We start from the raw sequence: 16281 nt of genomic DNA, 5'->3' as shown, positions 1-16281 counted from the left end.
CGCCGAAAATCGGTGCCCCGCACCAACCCAGATGACCGATGCCGAAGCCGCAGCCACATGTCAGGCCGTGCAGAACTCAAATCGCGGCCCTACGGTCTACTAAATGCCGGTAGTTCGAAGTGTCCAAGCGTTCTAACGCTCGCCCTTTTTTTTGAGTGGCCATACTTAGGGGAAGGTCGCGACTAATCGGGATGGCGATCCGGTATGTTGTCCTAACTAGTGCCATCCCGCTCTCGCAAATTGGTACAATTGACGGTTTTCAGTTTTCAATATGGCGCCCATATTCAGCCGAATATGTAGCGCGTTGAAAATGCAAGCTTAAACTTTGGTGCCGATGCGAAAGCAAAGCGAACGCGACAGCAGCCTTTGCACTTTATGTTTGCGGTGATGACGCGGTTTCCGTTCGTCCGCAAGGGGAGAAGGGAACGCGCGCCCACTCCGCGACAAAACTTATCCCCCTCCCCAAAATCTCCCCCATACTCTTGCCCGTCCCCGTCTTCGGGAACGCCTGTCGCGACGGTGTCATGCGGGCGGGGATCGGCGCCTCCGCCATTCGGCAAACGTAGCCGGGCGGCCGGGGAGGGCCGTGCCGAGGGTCCCCCTCCGGCCACTACGGGCCGGGTGTGCTGGACGAGCACGCAACCTGTCGATGTCTTCGGCGAAAGCAGAGGCGCGGCGGGGCAGCGGGACGGGCGCGGCTTTGTAACGAACGCCGGATGGGCGGCTGCGGGATCGCAGTCATACATAAAGATGAGCGATGCCGCAGCCGCCCGTCTTCCCGAGCCCCTTTCATCCGGTCCCGCGCGCCCGCGCGGGCGCGATCACCCATGCGCTGAAGGAGACACGGATGGCGCGGCATAAGCGACGCAGGCGCAAGCCCCCGAAGGAGATTCCGCCGCTGCCGGTGCTCTACCATGCCCGCCAGCCGTACCAGACCGACGCGCAATATGCGGTCACCCGCCAGTGGGACGAGGACCGTGCGCAGATCGACGCGGTCCTCCAGTCCATGTTCCGCCACGCGGCGACCTGGCTCGGCCTGATGGCGAGTTGCAAATGGTCGGTCTGCCGGCGCGCGCGCCGCTGCGTCGGGCCGCTGCGGCCGACGGACGCCCTTGCCCATACGGGCCGCATTTTCCCGCCTTGCTGCGACACGCCCGCGCGGGCCGAAGAGGTGCGCATGTTGAACCACGTGACGAACCCCGGCAAATGGCGCGATGACGTTCCGTGGCGATGAGGAGAAGATCGATGTCGAGGGACGCAGCGCGCCATCCCAACTGCGCCATGATCGCAAGGCTAGGCTGGCATATGCGCATCTGGTCCGTTTTCCTCCTCGCCCTTTCCGCCTGCTCGACCTTCGATGCCGGCCCGCCTCCCGTTCCCGAGGCGACGGTCGCACCGGCGGCGCTGGTTGCGCCGGTCGCGCCAGCCGCCCCGGTCGACCGGGGAATACGGCCGCTGACGGAGGACCAGCGCGCCATGCTCGACGGCTGACGGCGCTCCGCGATCGGCACGCTGTGTTACGCTCCGTGATGTCATTTGAGGGGAACGCAGCCCGCCCTCACGCATTTTTGAGCCCGAGGGACGTCACTGAACGTTTGCGGCGCGCAAGCCTTGGAGAAGGGGACCGCGCCCACTATCAAAGGAGTATTCACCATGCGTAAGTTCCTTCTTGCGACCGCCGCCATCGCCGCCCTGTCGGTCGGTGCCGCGCACGCCCAGACCTCGGACGATGATTCGGCCCGCGGCTTCGGCGCGACCGCCGGCGGCACGACGGGTGCCGTTGCCGGCGCCGTCGTCGGCGGCCCGATCGGCGCGATTGTCGGCGGCTTTGCCGGCGCCGTGATCGGCGCGGAAACCGCCGTCCCCGACGAGGTCGTCGGCTATGTCGTCGACAATCCGGTCCCGACCGTCACCTATGAGGGCGAGATCGAGGCCGGCGCCGTGATCCCGGCCGAGGTCGAGGTCGTGCAGGTGCCCGACAGCCCGGAATATGGCTACATCTACGTCAACGGCCGCCCGGTCCTGGTCGAATATGAGAGCCGCGAGGTCGTGTATTCGCCCGGCTACGTCGTGCCCGAGCGCACCGTGACCTACATCACCGAGAACCCGGCCGATCCGGTCGTCATCGACGCCGAAATTTCGACCGGTGCGATCCTGCCGGCCGACGTCCAGATCATCGAGGTGCCGGAAGACCCGTATTACGGCTATGTCTACACAGAAACCGGCCCGATCGTGGTCGAGCGCGGCTCGCGCGAGGTCGTCTGGGTCGAGTAATCGGTCTTTCCTGGCCGATCCGGCCGCGTTAAGGAGATCGTCCACATTGGGCGATCTCCATGGCCGGATCTGACGACGCGCCGCTCTATCTCGGTTTCGATACGGGCGGCACCTATACCGACGCCGTGCTCTTCTGTGAGGAGCGCGGCGTCGTCGCCAAGGCGAAGGCGCTGACGACCCGTCACGACCTCGCCGTCGGCATCGGTGAGGCCGCCGACCGCGTCATCGCGCTGGCCGGCATCGAACCCGGGGCCATCCGCCTCGTGTCGATGTCCACCACCCTCGCCACCAACGCCCTTGTCGAAGGCCAGGGCGGACGGGTCGGCCTCGTGATGATCGGCTTTTCGCAAACCGATCTCGACAAGGACGGACTCAGAACCGCCCTCGGCTCCGATCCCGTGATTTTCCTGCCAGGTGGCCACGACGTCCACGGCAACGAGACGAAGCTCGACCTCTCGGCCCTGGAAGAAGCCCTGCCCGACATGGCCGTCTCCGGCTTCGCCGTCTGCAGCTACTTTTCCACCCGCAATCCGAAGCATGAGATACTGGCCGGGGAACTGATCCGGGAGAGGACAAATCTCCCCGTCACCTCCTCCCACGAACTCTCATCCAAACTCGGTGGCCCCCGCCGCGCCCTGACGACGCTTCTGAATGCCCGGCTGATCTCGATGATCGACCGCCTCATCGCCGCCACCGAAGGCTTCCTCGAAACCCGCGGCATCGACGCCCCCCTGATGGTGGTGCGCGGCGATGGCGCGCTGGTGTCGGCGCGCTTCGCGCGCCAGCGGCCGATCGAGACGATCCTGTCGGGGCCGGCGGCAAGCATCGTCGGCGCCCGTCACCTGACCGGGCTGGACGACGCGGTCGTCTCCGACATCGGCGGCACGACGACCGACATCGCGATCCTCGACAAGGGTGTCCCGAGGCTCGATCCGGATGGTGCGACGGTCGGCGGGTTCCGCACCATGGTCGAGGCGGTGGCGATGCGCACCTTCGGGCTCGGCGGCGACTCGGAAGTGACGATTTCAGATGGCGGGCTCGATCCGGCGATCCTGCTCGGACCCCGCCGCCTCGTGCCGCTGTTGCTCGCGGCTCACCAGTACGGTGCCGCCATCGCCGAAACGCTGGAACGCCAGCTCCGCGCCGCCAATCCCGGCCGGATGGACGGCCGCTTCGCAGTCAGGACCGGAGTGCCCGAACAACTCGCTGCGGGGCTGTCGACGGCGGAAGCGCGGCTTTATGAGAAAGTGACGGCGTTGCCGCTGGCGCTCGACCAGTTGCTGACCTCAACCGCGCAGGTCGCGACGTTGCAGCGCCTCGTCGCGCGCGGTCTCGTTCATCTTTGCGGCTTCACCCCCTCCGATGCCGCGCATGTGCTTGGGCGCCAATCGAATTGGGACCAGCGCGCGGCCCGTCTCGGCGCAGCGCTGATGGCGCGGCGGCGCGACGGGCGGGGACAGCCGATTGCGGCAGGTGCGGAGGAAATCTCGCAGCGCGTGCTCGACGCCGTCACGCGGCGTTCCGCTGAACTGATGCTGGAATCGGCGCTTGCCGATGACGGGCTCGACGGTGCGGCGATTGTCGCAGGACCGCTGATCCAGGGCGCGCTCGACGGCAAGTCCGGCACCGCCAGGCTCGCTGTGGGTCTTGACCGGCAGGTGATCGGCCTCGGTGCTTCCGCCGGTCTTCACTATGCCGGCCTGCCCGCGCTCCTCGGGCAGGCATGTGTCGTGCCGGAGGATGCTGACGTGGCCAATGCCATAGGCGCGGTGGTGGGGCAGGTGCGCGTCAGCGCCGATGCGGTCGTCACCCAGCCGGTGGAAGGGATTTTTCGCGTAAGCGCGGGTGAGACGGTCTCGGACCACCGGTCAGAGGACGACGCGCTCGTTGTCGCGCGGGCGCATTTGCGTGACATGGCGCGCGAAGCAGCTCGCCGGGCCGGCAGCGACGATGTCGAGATCGATGTGGCGATCGATCTGCGCACCGCGACGATCGAGGGCCAGCGCGCGTTCATCGAAGCGAGCCTGCGCGCGGTCGCGACCGGCCGCCCGCGGATCACGCTGCGTTAGAATTTTTCGCAAGGCAGTTTCGTCTTTTGCCGAATTGACCGACCGTCCCGCCCGTGGTGAAAGCGATTAGAGCCCGACAGGGCCAATGCCATCTGCTTTTGAGGGAGGCCTGCTGCATGAATGACCGCATTGACGCCAATGGGTTGAAGATCGACCGCATTCTTTACGACTTCATCGCCAACGAGGCCGTGGCCGGAACGGGCGTCGATGCGGAAGGCTTCTGGCGCGATTTTGCAGCCATCGTGGCCGACCTTGCGCCGAAGAACCGCGCGCTTTTGGCGAAGCGTGACGCAATCCAGGAAAGGATCGACGCCTGGCACCGCGAGAACGGTGCGCCGACCGATCTGGCCGCTTATGAGGGCTTCCTGCGCTCGATCGACTACATCGTTCCCGAAGGTCCGGGCTTCAAGGTGACGACCGAGAACGTCGACGACGAGATCGCGACGATCGCCGGCCCGCAGCTTGTCGTCCCGGTGATGAATGCACGCTATGCGCTGAACGCTGCCAACGCGCGGTGGGGTTCGCTTTACGACGCGCTCTATGGCACGGACGCGATCCCCGAGACGGACGGCGCCGAAAAGGGCAGGGGCTACAACCCCAAGCGTGGCGAGAAGGTCATCGCCTGGGCGCGCGACTTCCTCGACGGGGCGGTCCCGCTCGAAGGTGCGAACTGGACCGATGTGCGTTCCTTCTCGGTCGAGAATGGCAAGCTCATCGTCGAGATTGCGAGCGGGCACACCGGGCTGAAAGACGCCGCGCAATTCGCCGGCTATGTGGGCGACGCTGAAGCGCCAACTCAGTTTCTTCTCAAGAACAACGGCATTCATATCGAGGTGCTGATCGACGCGGCCTCCGACATCGGCAAGTCGGACCCGGCGCACATATCCGATGTCTGGCTGGAGTCCGCGCTGACGACGATCATGGACTGCGAGGATTCGGTCGCGGCCGTGGATGCCGAGGACAAGGTCGAGGTCTATCGCAACTGGCTCGGCCTGATGAAGGGCGACCTGACCGAGGAAGTGACCAAGGGTGGCAAGAGCTTCACACGCAGGCTCAATCCCGATTTTGACTACACCGCGCCCGACGGCTCGACCTTCAAGGTCCGCTGCCGTTCGCTGATGCTGGTGCGCAATGTCGGCCACCTGATGACCAATCCGGCAATCCTCGACGCCGATGGCAACGAAGTGCCGGAGGGCATCATGGATGCCGCAATCACCGGCCTGATCGCGCTCCACGACGTCGGCCCGAACGGCCGCCGCGCAAATTCGCCGAAAGGCTCCATGTATGTCGTGAAGCCGAAGATGCACGGCCCCGAGGAAGTCGCCTTCGCGTCGGAACTGTTTGGGCGCGTGGAGAAGATGCTCGGCATGGCGCCGAACACGATGAAGATGGGCATCATGGACGAGGAACGCCGAACGACGGTGAACCTCAAGGAGTGCATCCGGGCGGCGTCCGAGCGGGTCGTTTTCATCAACACCGGCTTTCTCGACCGCACCGGCGACGAGATACACACTTCGATGGAAGCCGGGCCGATGATCCGCAAGGGCGACATGAAACAGTCGGCCTGGATCGGTGCGTATGAGAACTGGAACGTCGATATCGGGCTCGAATGCGGACTCGCGGGCCATGCCCAGATCGGTAAGGGCATGTGGGCGATGCCCGACCTGATGGCAGCGATGCTGGAGCAGAAGATCGGGCATCCGAAGGCGGGTGCGAACACCGCGTGGGTCCCGTCCCCCACGGCTGCCACGCTTCATGCAACGCACTACCACAAGGTCAACGTCGCCAAGGTTCAGGCCGAGCTGAAGGCCCGCGCCCGCGCCAAGTTGGCGGATATTCTGTCAGTGCCGGTCGCGACGCGCCCGAACTGGACGCCGGAAGACGTGCAGCGCGAACTCGACAACAACGCGCAAGGGATACTCGGCTATGTCGTGCGCTGGGTCGACCAGGGCGTCGGCTGCTCAAAGGTGCCGGACATCAACGATGTCGGCCTGATGGAGGACCGCGCCACCCTGCGCATCTCGGCCCAGCATATGGCGAACTGGCTGCATCACGGCGTCTGCACGCGCGACCAGGTGATGGAGACGATGAAGCGCATGGCCGCCGTCGTCGACCGCCAGAACGAGGGCGATCCGCTCTACCACCCGATGGCGCCCGATTTCGACAATTCCATCGCCTTCCAGGCGGCGTGCGATTTGGTACTGAAGGGACGCGAACAGCCAAACGGGTATACCGAGCCGGTTCTGCACAAGCGGCGGCTGGAGCTGAAAGAGAAACAGCGGGCGTAGTCGGCTCTGTCGTGAAATGATTATCCTTGCCATCGACACGTCCGCAAACCTCTGCGCCGCTTCGGTTCACGATGCCGCTGCAGGTGAACTTGGCCGGTGTGTGCGCGACCTTGGTAAGGGCCATGCCGAGCATCTCATGGCGGTGATCGCTGAGACGCTGGCCGGGGCAGGATTGACCTACGCCGATCTCGACAGGTTAGGCGTTTCTGTCGGGCCGGGCTCGTTCACGGGCATCCGCGTCGGCGTTTCGGCTGCGCGCGGATTGGCGCTGGCGCTGAACATACCGGCCGTGGGTGTGACGACGCTCGAAGCGCTCGCACTCGAAGCGCGGCGGGTCAGCGCCGGGCGCTGCGTGCTGGTCGCGCTCGACGGCGGGCGGGGTGAAATCCATACCGCGCTTTACGGTCCCGGCGGCGATGAACGCGCACCGCCGGCGGCGATCGATCTCAAGACGGCCGCTGAGATCGCAAAGCGCGAGAATGCGGTTCTCGTCGGCACGGCGGCAGACAAGGTGAACGAGGCGGCGGGCGGATCGCTCGACGTCGCAGGACGGCAGGCGACGGCCGACATCGCGGCCTATGCCTCGCTCGGTCTGGCCAGTGCGGATTCAGGCACGCGCCCGACGCCGCTCTATCTGCGCTCGGCCGATGCCAAGGTGAACGAGGGTTTCGCGGTCGCGCGCAAGGCGGTGTCATGAGGGTGCCGTTCTGGTCGACCCCGCGCGAGTTTGCCATAGAACCACTGGAAATCGAGGATGCTTCGGCTCTGCCGCGCATTCATGAGGAAGATTTCATCCGGCCGTGGTCGGAAGACGAGTTCGCCGATCTTCTCGCGCAGGGAAATGTCTTCGGCTTCGCCGCGCGCGAAGTCGGCAAGCGGCAGCTCGGTCCGGTCGGCTTCGTGCTGGTGCGGCAGGCAGCCGACGAAGCGGAAATCCTGACCGTCGCGGTCGCGCGCTCGGCGCGACGTCTGGGTCTCGGACGCAGCTTGATGGATGCTGTGCTGCGCGCGCTTCATGCAGCGCGCACCGCCTCGCTTTTTCTCGAGGTCGACGAAACCAATGCGCCGGCGATCGCGCTTTATCGTCGTCTCGGCTTTATCCAGGTCGGCAGGCGGCCGGACTACTACAAGCAGCCGGGCGGCGGGCGCACGGGCGCGATCGTCATGCGCCGCGACCTGCACTGAACCATGCTCGCCAAGGCGAAGCTCGCCATTGCCCTGATCGGTTTCGCATTCGGTACAGTGGTGCTGGTTGCATGGCAGGCGGCGATGAAGGCGAGCGGGATCGGCAATCCGCGCCGCGCGGCGCTCTTATGGCACAAGATGGTGCTGGCGCTCCTCGGGATTCGCGTCCACGTGCGGGGAAACCTCTCGACGCAGCGGCCGCTTCTGATCGCCGCCAACCATGTGTCGTGGACGGACATCATGGTGCTCGGCTCGATCGCGCCGGTAAACTTCATTGCCAAAGCCGAGGTCGCGGGCTGGCCGGTGCTCGGCCGGCTCTTCCGCTCGCAAAATTCGGTCTTCGTCGAGCGCGAGGCCAGGCATCGCTCCGGCCACCAGACGCGCGAGGTGGCCGAAACGCTGAAATCAGGCGATCCGCTGGTGCTGTTCGCGGAAGGCACGACCGCCTGCGGCAACCGCCTGTTGCCGTTCAAGTCGACGCTCTTCGGCGCGGCGGCACAGCTTTCCGACGCGGCATTCGCGGTGCAGCCGGCGGCGCTGTTCTATTCGCGGCTGCACGGCATGGCGATGGGCCGACGGCATCGCGCACGCTATGCCTGGATCGGTGACGAGGAGTTGGTGCCGCACCTCCTGCGCATTCTCGAAAGTGGACCCGTCGACGTGGAGGTCCGTTTCGGCGAGCCGATCAGTTTCGTTGGTGCGAACCGCAAGCAGGTTTCGGCGCGCTCGGAAGCTGCGATCCGCGATCTCGTGACCGGCGTGAGGCGCGGCGCGAAGCTGTGATGACGCGCGCACTGTCCTTCGGCGCGAAAAGGCGCTAGAGGCTCGCCGCATGGAACAGACAGACATGATCGCGCGCGAAGGGACAGGCTCGGCCGAGACCCGGAAGGTCTTCGTCAAGACCTATGGTTGCCAGATGAACGTTTACGACAGTCAGCGCATGTCCGATGCGCTGGCCGCCGACGGGTACCAGCCGACGGAGACGATCGAGGACGCCGATCTGGTGCTGCTCAACACCTGCCATATCCGCGAGAAGGCGGCCGAGAAGGTCTATTCGGAACTCGGCCGCATCCGCGACCTGAAGAACGAGCGCGCCGCTCAAGGTCGCCAAATGGTGATCGGCGTGACGGGCTGCGTGGCTCAGGCCGAAGGCGACGAGATCCTGCGCCGGGCGCCGGCGGTCGACCTCGTGGTTGGCCCGCAGACCTATCACCGCCTGCCGGCCGTGGTGAAGAAGGCACGGGAAGGGGCGAAGGTCGTCGAGACCGAATATGCGCTGGAGGACAAGTTCGAGCATTTGCCGCAGCCGAAGACGACAGTGGTCAGGTCGCGCGGCGTGACGGCCTTCCTCACCGTACAAGAAGGCTGCGACAAGTTCTGCACCTTTTGCGTGGTGCCCTATACGCGCGGTTCGGAAATCTCGCGTCCCGTTGCCCAGATCGTGGCCGAGGCGGAGCGTCTGGTCGAAGGCGGCGTGCGCGAAATCACGCTGCTCGGCCAGAACGTCAATGCCTGGCACGGCGAGGGCGCGGAGGGCCGGGAGTGGGGGCTCGGCGAATTGCTGTTCCGGCTGGCGGAAATTCCGGGGCTGGCACGGCTTCGCTACACGACGAGCCACCCGCGCGACATGGACGACGCTCTGATCGCCGCGCATCGCGACCTTGAACAATTGATGCCTTATCTCCATCTGCCGGTTCAGTCGGGCTCGGACCGCATCTTGAAGGCGATGAACCGCAAGCACACGGCCGACGACTATCTGCGGTTGGTCGAACGCATTCGCGGCGTGCGCGGGGACATCGCGATGTCGGGCGATTTCATCGTCGGCTTCCCTGGCGAGACCGACGAGGACTTTGAGGCGACGATGAAGCTGGTGCGCGAAGTGGATTATGCACAGGCTTTCTCGTTCAAATATTCGCCGCGGCCGGGAACACCGGGCGCGGACATGAAGTTCCATGTCGAGGAGCGTGTGAAGGACGAAAGGCTGCAGGAACTGCAGTCTTTGCTGACAAATCAGCTCGAAGCCTTCACGCAAAGCCGCATCGGGATGGTGATAGACACGCTGATCGAGAAGCCGGGACGGCGCGAGGGACAGATCGTCGGACGCTCGCCCTGGCTGCAACCGGTAATTCTTGATGAAACCGTCGGCCGAATCGGCGACATTGTCCGGGTGAAGGTATTGAGCGCCGGCCGCAACAGCCTGTTTGCCGAGCCGGTTTGAGGTCAGGCACCAATGAGGAGAGCCGATTGAGCGTCGCACCGGAACTGAAGCCCGGCCCCCAGGGGGCGTCGGACATGGCGCATATCGTACTCACCTTCGACAACAACGGACTTGCCTCCGCGCTTTACGGTCAGTTCGACGAGAACCTCGCGCGCATCGAGCAGAAGCTCGGCCTCGACATCCGCTCCAAGGGCAACCAGCTCTCGATCCGCGGCGAACCGGGCGCGGCCGAACAGGCGCGCCGCGCGCTGGACTATCTCTACGGCCTCCTGCAGAAGGGCCACGACGTATCGCCGTCCGAGGTCGACGGCGCGATCCGCATCTCGATCGCGGCCGACGACCAGCTGACGCTGCCGACCCTCGAGCGCAAGGGCAAGATGGCGGCCGCCCAGATCGCGACGCGCAAGCGCACGATCTATGCGCGCTCAGTCAATCAGGATGCCTATATGCGCGCGCTGGAGCGGTCCGAGCTCGTCTTCGGCATCGGCCCGGCCGGCACCGGCAAGACCTATCTCGCGGTCGCTCACGCTGCGATGCTGCTCGAGCGCGGCGCGGTGGAGCGCATCATCCTGTCGCGGCCAGCGGTGGAGGCGGGCGAGCGGCTCGGCTTCCTGCCAGGTGATATGAAGGAGAAGGTGGACCCCTATCTGCGCCCGCTTTACGACGCGCTCTACGACATGATGCCGGCCGATAAGGTCGAACGGGCGATCGCTGCCGAGGTCATCGAGATCGCGCCGCTCGCCTTCATGCGCGGACGCACGCTGCGCAACGCCGCGATCATCCTCGATGAGGCGCAGAACACTACGCACATGCAGATGAAGATGTTCCTGACCCGCCTTGGCGAGGGCGGGCGCATGATCGTGACCGGGGATCCGAGCCAGATCGACCTGCCGCCCAACACCAGGTCGGGCTTGGTCGAGGCGCTGCGCGTCCTTGCCGATGTGCCGGGCATCGTCACCTGCCGCTTCAACGATGTGGACGTCGTGCGCCACCCACTCGTCGCCGAGATCGTGCGCGCCTACGACCGCGAGGGCGCGGGCATGCCGGGCCGGGGCGCGGCGAACATCTGACGCACATGATCGAGATCGACATCGCGGTGGAAGCCGGCGACTGGCCGGTCGAAGAGGAACTGCGCGGCCATGCCGAAAAGGCGGTAAGCGCCGTCTTCGCGGAACTCGCGATCGCCGATCCGGCGTCCGAACTCAGTCTCCTTTTCACCGACAACCCCTCGATCCGCGTTCTCAACCGCGACTGGCGCGGCAAGGACAAGGCGACGAACGTCCTCTCTTTCCCGGCTTTCGAGATTGCGCCGGGCGACCCGTTGCCGCCGATGCTTGGAGACATTATCCTCGCCAGCGAGACGGTCTCGAAGGAAGCGGTACTGGAAGGCAAGCCTTTCGCGCACCATCTGACCCATCTCATCGTCCATGGGCTTTTGCATCTTCTTGGCTACGACCATGAAAACGACGAAGATGCGGAGGAAATGGAGGGACTGGAACGCCGGATGCTCGCGCGTCTTGCCATTCCCGACCCGTATGTCTAACTGGTAGGGCCAACACGGCCTTAGGGACAATGAACGAACAAACGCAGATTGAGGCTTCACCCGAACGGGCAGAAGCAGGCGGCTCCGACGAAGGTTCGGACGGCCAGAGTAGGACCGCTGGCACAGCCGGCAAGTCCTCCACCTTCCTCCACAGGCTCTCGGGGCTCTTCCGGCCCAGGAACGGCTCGTCGATCCGCGAGGATCTCGCCGACGCGCTGGATGAGCATTCGCTTGACTCGGCCGGCTTCTCGCCAGGCGAGCGGGCGATGCTCAAAAATATCCTGCGATTGCGCGAGTTGCGCGTCGAGGACGTCATGATTCCGCGCGCCGACATCCAGGCGGTCGAGATCACGACGACGCTCGGCGACCTGATGGTCACGTTCGAGCGACTCGGGCATTCGCGCATGCCCGTTTATGGCGAGACGCTGGATGATCCGCGCGGCATGGTCCACATCCGCGACGTGATCGCCCACATCACCCGCACGGCGGGGCAAAAGCGATCGCGTGCCACGAAGAAGCCGCTCGATGCCGCGACGCTGGACCTTTCCAACGTCGACCTGGGCAAGAGCATCGGCGAATTGAGCCTCGTCAGAAAGCTTCTCTTCGTTCCGCCGTCGATGCAGGCCTCCGACCTGATGGCGCGGATGCAGGCCGAGCGGCTGCAGATGGCCCTCGTCATCGACGAATATGGCGGCACGGACGGCCTCGTCTCGCTGGAGGACATCGTCGAAATGGTCGTCGGCGACATCGAGGACGAGCATGACGACGACGAGGCCATGATCACGCAGGCCGGCGACGGGGTGTTCATCGTCGACGCCAAGGCCGAGATCGACGACGTCGCCAAGAAGATCGGCGACGCTTTCTCGGCCGGCGAGCATGGCGAATATGTCGACACGATTGGCGGCATGATCTTCAACGCGCTGGGCCGCGTGCCAGCCCGCGGCGAGGTCGTGCAGGCGATCCCCGGCTTCGAGTTTCACGTGCTCGATGCCGATCCGCGTCGGGTCAAGCGCGTGCGCATCGTCCAGAGCCGGGTCCCGGATCGCCGCCGCCGGCAGGTGCGCCAAACCGCAAATTGATCCTCCGTTTGGAAAGCCCCCGCGCCTTTGCTAAAGAGGTGCGGGGTCTGATTCTGGCAGCGGACGGGTGAATGGAGCGCCTTGCGGGCAAGATAATTCTCCTGTCGGGCGCCGGCAGGGCGCTGGCAGCATTGGCCGCGGGCGCGCTGGCAAGCCTGTCGCAGGCGCCCTTCGACTTTCCTCTCGCCGCCTTCATTGCTTTTCCGGTGCTCGTCTGGCTGCTCGACGGAGCGGTCGCCGCGCCCGAACGCCGAGGGCTGCGCCGCCTCGGACCGGCATTTTGGGTCGGCTGGCTGTTCGGCTTCGGCTATTTTCTCGTCGGTCTCTGGTGGACCGGCAACGCGCTGCTCGTCGAGGCCGATCTCTTCGCCTGGGCGCTGCCACTCGCCATCATCGGGCTGCCTGCGTTACTTGCGTTCTTCTACGCATTCGCGGCCGCCCTGGCGAAGGTCGCCTGGAGCGACGACATCGGACGCATCGCTGCGCTCGCGGTCGCTTTCGCTCTTGCGGAATGGTTGCGCTCGGTTCTCTTCACCGGCTTTCCATGGAATGCGGTCGGCTATGCGGCGATGCCCGTGCCGGTCGCCATGCAGTCGCTTGTGGTTCTCGGCGCGGTCGGCATGAATGTGCTTGCCGTCTTCGTGTTTTCATTGCCGGCTCTGCTGGCAGGCCGCGATCATCTGAAGCTCGGTGTGATGCTCGGCATCGGTCTCGTCGCGTTGCATCTCGGCTATGGTGCGATGCGCCTGTCACGGGCCGAAGCCACGGACGGCGCTGAGACCGTCGCGATCCGCGTCATCCAGCCTTCCATTCTGCAGAGCCAGAAATGGGACATGGCCGAGCGTGACCGCATCTTTCAGGCCCATCTCGACCTGACGACCCGGCCGGTGGAGCAGGGGGATGCGGCGCCTGACGTGATCATCTGGCCGGAAACGTCGGTGCCTTTTCTTTTCAGTGACCGGCCGGACGCGCTGGCCGCGCTCGGCGCCGCCATCAACGACGACCAGCGGCTGCTGGCCGGCATCGTGCGTGCGCGGGCAGGCAGCGAAGGCGGAGCCGATTACTACAATTCCATCGTCGTTATCGACGGGTCGGGCGAGATCGTCGATGCTTTCGACAAGGTGCGGCTGGTTCCCTTCGGCGAGTATCTGCCCTTCCAGGATTTCCTGTCGCGCTTCGGTCTTCGGCAACTGGCGCAGAATATCGGCGGCTTCTCCGCGGGTACGACGCGCCGCCCGCTCGATCTCGGCAATGGGATCTCGGGGCTGCCGTTCATCTGTTACGAAGTGATCTTTCCCGGCATCGCGCCACGCGGCAGCACGGATGCGCGGCTGCTCGTCAACGTAACCAACGATGCCTGGTTCGGCGACACGCCCGGACCGTATCAGCACTTCCGGCAGGCGCAGTTCCGTGCCGTCGAGTCGGGCCTGCCGCTCGTGCGCGCTGCGAACAATGGCATTTCCGCAGCGGTCGACGGATATGGCCGTGTCATCGACGGTCTGGCGCTGGATGCCGTCGGCGCGCTGGACGTCAAGGTGCCGATGACTTCCGCCGACGCTCTCGTGCCGCCTTTTCGCGCGGGCGTCGCAGGGTGGATGATCCTCATCGTGATTGGCATCGCTGCCACGATGAACAACCTCAGGTCGCGCAATCCCCTCAATTGACACGCATATATTAGCGACTGATAGTCACGAAACCGCGATCTAGCGTCGGACGGGCCTTGGGGCGCTCGCACGGCACGCGGCCAGAAGCGCAAAGCTCAACGACAATGGCCTGCTCCAATGGGCTAACGACATGATAACCAACAAGAAGAAACCGAACCCGATCGACATTCACGTCGGCAGTCGGGTCAGGCTGCGACGGAACATGCTGGGCATGAGCCAGGAAAAGCTGGGCGAAATGCTCGGTATCACCTTCCAGCAGATCCAGAAGTACGAGAAGGGCACGAATCGTGTCGGGGCAAGCCGCCTCCAGGCGATCTCCTCTGTCATGAACGTCCCGGTTTCCTACTTCTTCGAGGATGCGCCAGGACAGGGCGACAACCGAAGGGGCTTTGCCGAAGATGACGGCTCGGCCTATGTGGTCGATTTCCTGAACAGTTCCGAAGGTCTCCAACTAACCCGTGCCTTCATCAAGATCAGCGATCCAAAGGTTAGGCGCCGGATTATCGATCTGGTGAAGTCGCTCGCATCCGAAGACGACGAGCCGTCGTAAAGAAGATCGCCGCGCCGATTTGTTGGCTTCGGTCGAGCATGGCTTGACCGGGCGTTCCGCGCTTGGCTACACGTTTTCCGCCTGCCGCTCGGGCAGTGCGCTTTCCAGAGGGGACACCCGACCTTGCGCCAGAACTACATCTTCACCTCCGAATCCGTTTCCGAAGGCCACCCCGACAAGGTGTGCGACCGCATTTCCGACGAGATCGTCGACCTGGTCTACCGCGAGGCGGCCAAGAAGAATGGCAGCGGCAAGCCGCAGATGGACGCGTGGAAGGTTCGCGTTGCCTGCGAGACGCTCGCCACCACCAATCGCGTGGTCATCGCCGGCGAGGTCCGCGTGCCCGATTCGCTCTTGAAGAAGACGAAGGACGGCGACTTGATGAAGGATGCCGCCGGAAATCCGCTGGTCAATCCAGCCAAGTTCAAGTCCGTGGCGCGCAAGGCCATCCGCGCGATCGGTTACGAGCAGGAAGGATTTCACTGGAAGACGGCGAAGATCGACGTGCTGCTGCACGGCCAGTCGGCGCATATCGCGCAGGGCGTCGACAGTGCTTCCGACAAGCAGGGCGAAGAGGGCGCGGGCGACCAGGGCATCATGTTCGGCTATGCCTGCCGCGAGACGCCGGACCTGATGCCGGCGCCGATCTACTACAGCCACAAGATTCTCGAACTCCTGGCCGATGCCCGCAAGAACGGCGACGGGGACGTTGCCAAGCTTGGACCCGATGCCAAGAGCCAGGTCACGGTGCGCTATGTGGATGGCCAGCCGAAGGAAGCGACGCAGATCGTGCTTTCGACCCAGCACATCGATCCCGACTGGGACAATAAGAAGGTGCGCCAGGTTGTCGAGCCCTATATCCGCGAAGCACTGTCCTCGGGCGGGCTGTCGATCTCCGATGATTGCAACTGGTACATCAACCCGACAGGCAAGTTCGTCATCGGCGGACCGGACGGCGATGCTGGCCTGACCGGCCGCAAGATCATCGTCGACACCTATGGCGGCGCGGCCCCGCATGGCGGCGGCGCGTTCTCGGGCAAGGATACCACCAAGGTCGACCGCTCGGCGGCCTATGCCGCGCGCTACCTCGCCAAGAACGTCGTCGCGGCCAAGCTTGCCGACCGCTGCACCATCCAGCTTGCCTACGCGATCGGCGTCGCGCAGCCGCTGTCGGTCTATGTCGACCTGCACGGCACCGGCACGGTCGCCGAAGAGGTGGTGGAAAAGGCGCTCCGCGAGGTCATGGACCTGTCGCCGTCGGGCATCCGCCGGCATCTCGACCTGAACAAGCCGATCTATGCGCGCACGGCCGCCTATGGTCATTTCGGCCGCAAGGCCGGGCGCGACGGTTCGTTCTCCTGGGAAAAGACGGATCTCGTTAAGTCTCTCCGGCAAGCGGTCGCCGCCTGAA

General features: G+C 64.8%; 15 protein-coding genes. All 15 read left to right on the top strand.

What is annotated here, in order from left to right; translation table 11 throughout:
* Nucleotides 1–757 precede the first annotated feature (757 nt).
* The 15 genes from GTK01_RS19395 (at nt 758) to metK (ending at nt 16280) form a co-directional block, all read left to right on the top strand.
* On the top strand, nt 758–1234 hold the full coding sequence (locus GTK01_RS19395; RefSeq protein ID WP_252929244.1) for a hypothetical protein: 477 nt from the start codon (nt 758–760) through the stop codon (nt 1232–1234).
* A gap of 11 nt (nt 1235–1245) precedes the next feature.
* A complete protein-coding gene (locus GTK01_RS19390; RefSeq protein ID WP_252929242.1) occupies nt 1246–1491 on the top strand; it encodes a hypothetical protein in 246 nt (81 codons plus the stop codon).
* A gap of 162 nt (nt 1492–1653) precedes the next feature.
* Nucleotides 1654–2274 (top strand): DUF1236 domain-containing protein, encoded by a 621-nt coding sequence (locus tag GTK01_RS19385; protein ID WP_252929240.1) that lies wholly within the window; start codon nt 1654–1656, stop codon nt 2272–2274.
* Between the two features lie 59 nt (nt 2275–2333).
* The gene (locus GTK01_RS19380; RefSeq protein ID WP_252929238.1) at nt 2334–4343 is read left to right on the top strand and encodes a hydantoinase/oxoprolinase family protein; all 2010 of its coding nucleotides are present in this window, start codon (nt 2334–2336) and stop codon (nt 4341–4343) included.
* Nucleotides 4344–4459: 116 nt separating this feature from the next.
* On the top strand, nt 4460–6631 hold the full coding sequence (locus GTK01_RS19375) for a malate synthase G (protein WP_252929236.1): 2172 nt from the start codon (nt 4460–4462) through the stop codon (nt 6629–6631).
* A gap of 16 nt (nt 6632–6647) precedes the next feature.
* Nucleotides 6648–7328: a tRNA (adenosine(37)-N6)-threonylcarbamoyltransferase complex dimerization subunit type 1 TsaB gene (gene tsaB / locus GTK01_RS19370; RefSeq protein WP_252929233.1), complete on the top strand. Its 681-nt coding sequence runs from the start codon at nt 6648–6650 to the stop codon at nt 7326–7328.
* Entirely contained in the window at nt 7325–7816 is a 492-nt protein-coding gene (locus GTK01_RS19365) for a GNAT family N-acetyltransferase (RefSeq protein WP_252929231.1), read from the top strand. Before tsaB ends, GTK01_RS19365 begins: the two co-directional genes overlap by 4 nt.
* A gap of 3 nt (nt 7817–7819) precedes the next feature.
* Nucleotides 7820–8599: a 1-acyl-sn-glycerol-3-phosphate acyltransferase gene (locus GTK01_RS19360; protein ID WP_252929229.1), complete on the top strand. Its 780-nt coding sequence runs from the start codon at nt 7820–7822 to the stop codon at nt 8597–8599.
* Nucleotides 8600–8648: 49 nt separating this feature from the next.
* A complete protein-coding gene (miaB, locus tag GTK01_RS19355) occupies nt 8649–10034 on the top strand; it encodes a tRNA (N6-isopentenyl adenosine(37)-C2)-methylthiotransferase MiaB (RefSeq protein WP_252929228.1) in 1386 nt (461 codons plus the stop codon).
* Between the two features lie 74 nt (nt 10035–10108).
* Nucleotides 10109–11104 (top strand): PhoH family protein, encoded by a 996-nt coding sequence (locus tag GTK01_RS19350; RefSeq protein WP_252929247.1) that lies wholly within the window; start codon nt 10109–10111, stop codon nt 11102–11104.
* A 5-nt stretch (nt 11105–11109) separates the two neighbouring features.
* Nucleotides 11110–11577 carry an rRNA maturation RNase YbeY gene (gene ybeY / locus GTK01_RS19345; RefSeq protein WP_252929226.1) on the top strand — a complete coding sequence of 156 codons (468 nt, stop codon included), beginning with the start codon at nt 11110–11112 and terminating at the stop codon, nt 11575–11577.
* A 29-nt stretch (nt 11578–11606) separates the two neighbouring features.
* Nucleotides 11607–12656 carry a hemolysin family protein gene (locus GTK01_RS19340; protein WP_252929224.1) on the top strand — a complete coding sequence of 350 codons (1050 nt, stop codon included), beginning with the start codon at nt 11607–11609 and terminating at the stop codon, nt 12654–12656.
* Nucleotides 12657–12727: 71 nt separating this feature from the next.
* The gene (lnt, locus tag GTK01_RS19335) at nt 12728–14320 is read left to right on the top strand and encodes an apolipoprotein N-acyltransferase (RefSeq protein ID WP_252929221.1); all 1593 of its coding nucleotides are present in this window, start codon (nt 12728–12730) and stop codon (nt 14318–14320) included.
* A 130-nt stretch (nt 14321–14450) separates the two neighbouring features.
* Nucleotides 14451–14870: a helix-turn-helix domain-containing protein gene (locus GTK01_RS19330; RefSeq protein ID WP_252929219.1), complete on the top strand. Its 420-nt coding sequence runs from the start codon at nt 14451–14453 to the stop codon at nt 14868–14870.
* 123 nt (nt 14871–14993) lie between these two features.
* On the top strand, nt 14994–16280 hold the full coding sequence (gene metK, locus GTK01_RS19325; protein WP_252929217.1) for a methionine adenosyltransferase: 1287 nt from the start codon (nt 14994–14996) through the stop codon (nt 16278–16280).
* Nucleotide 16281: the final 1 nt, after the last annotated feature.

Origin of the sequence: Aliihoeflea sp. 40Bstr573, assembly GCF_024105655.1 — a bacterium.
Classification (GTDB): domain Bacteria; phylum Pseudomonadota; class Alphaproteobacteria; order Rhizobiales; family Rhizobiaceae; genus Aliihoeflea.
This window is presented reverse-complemented; position numbering and strand designations above follow the sequence as displayed.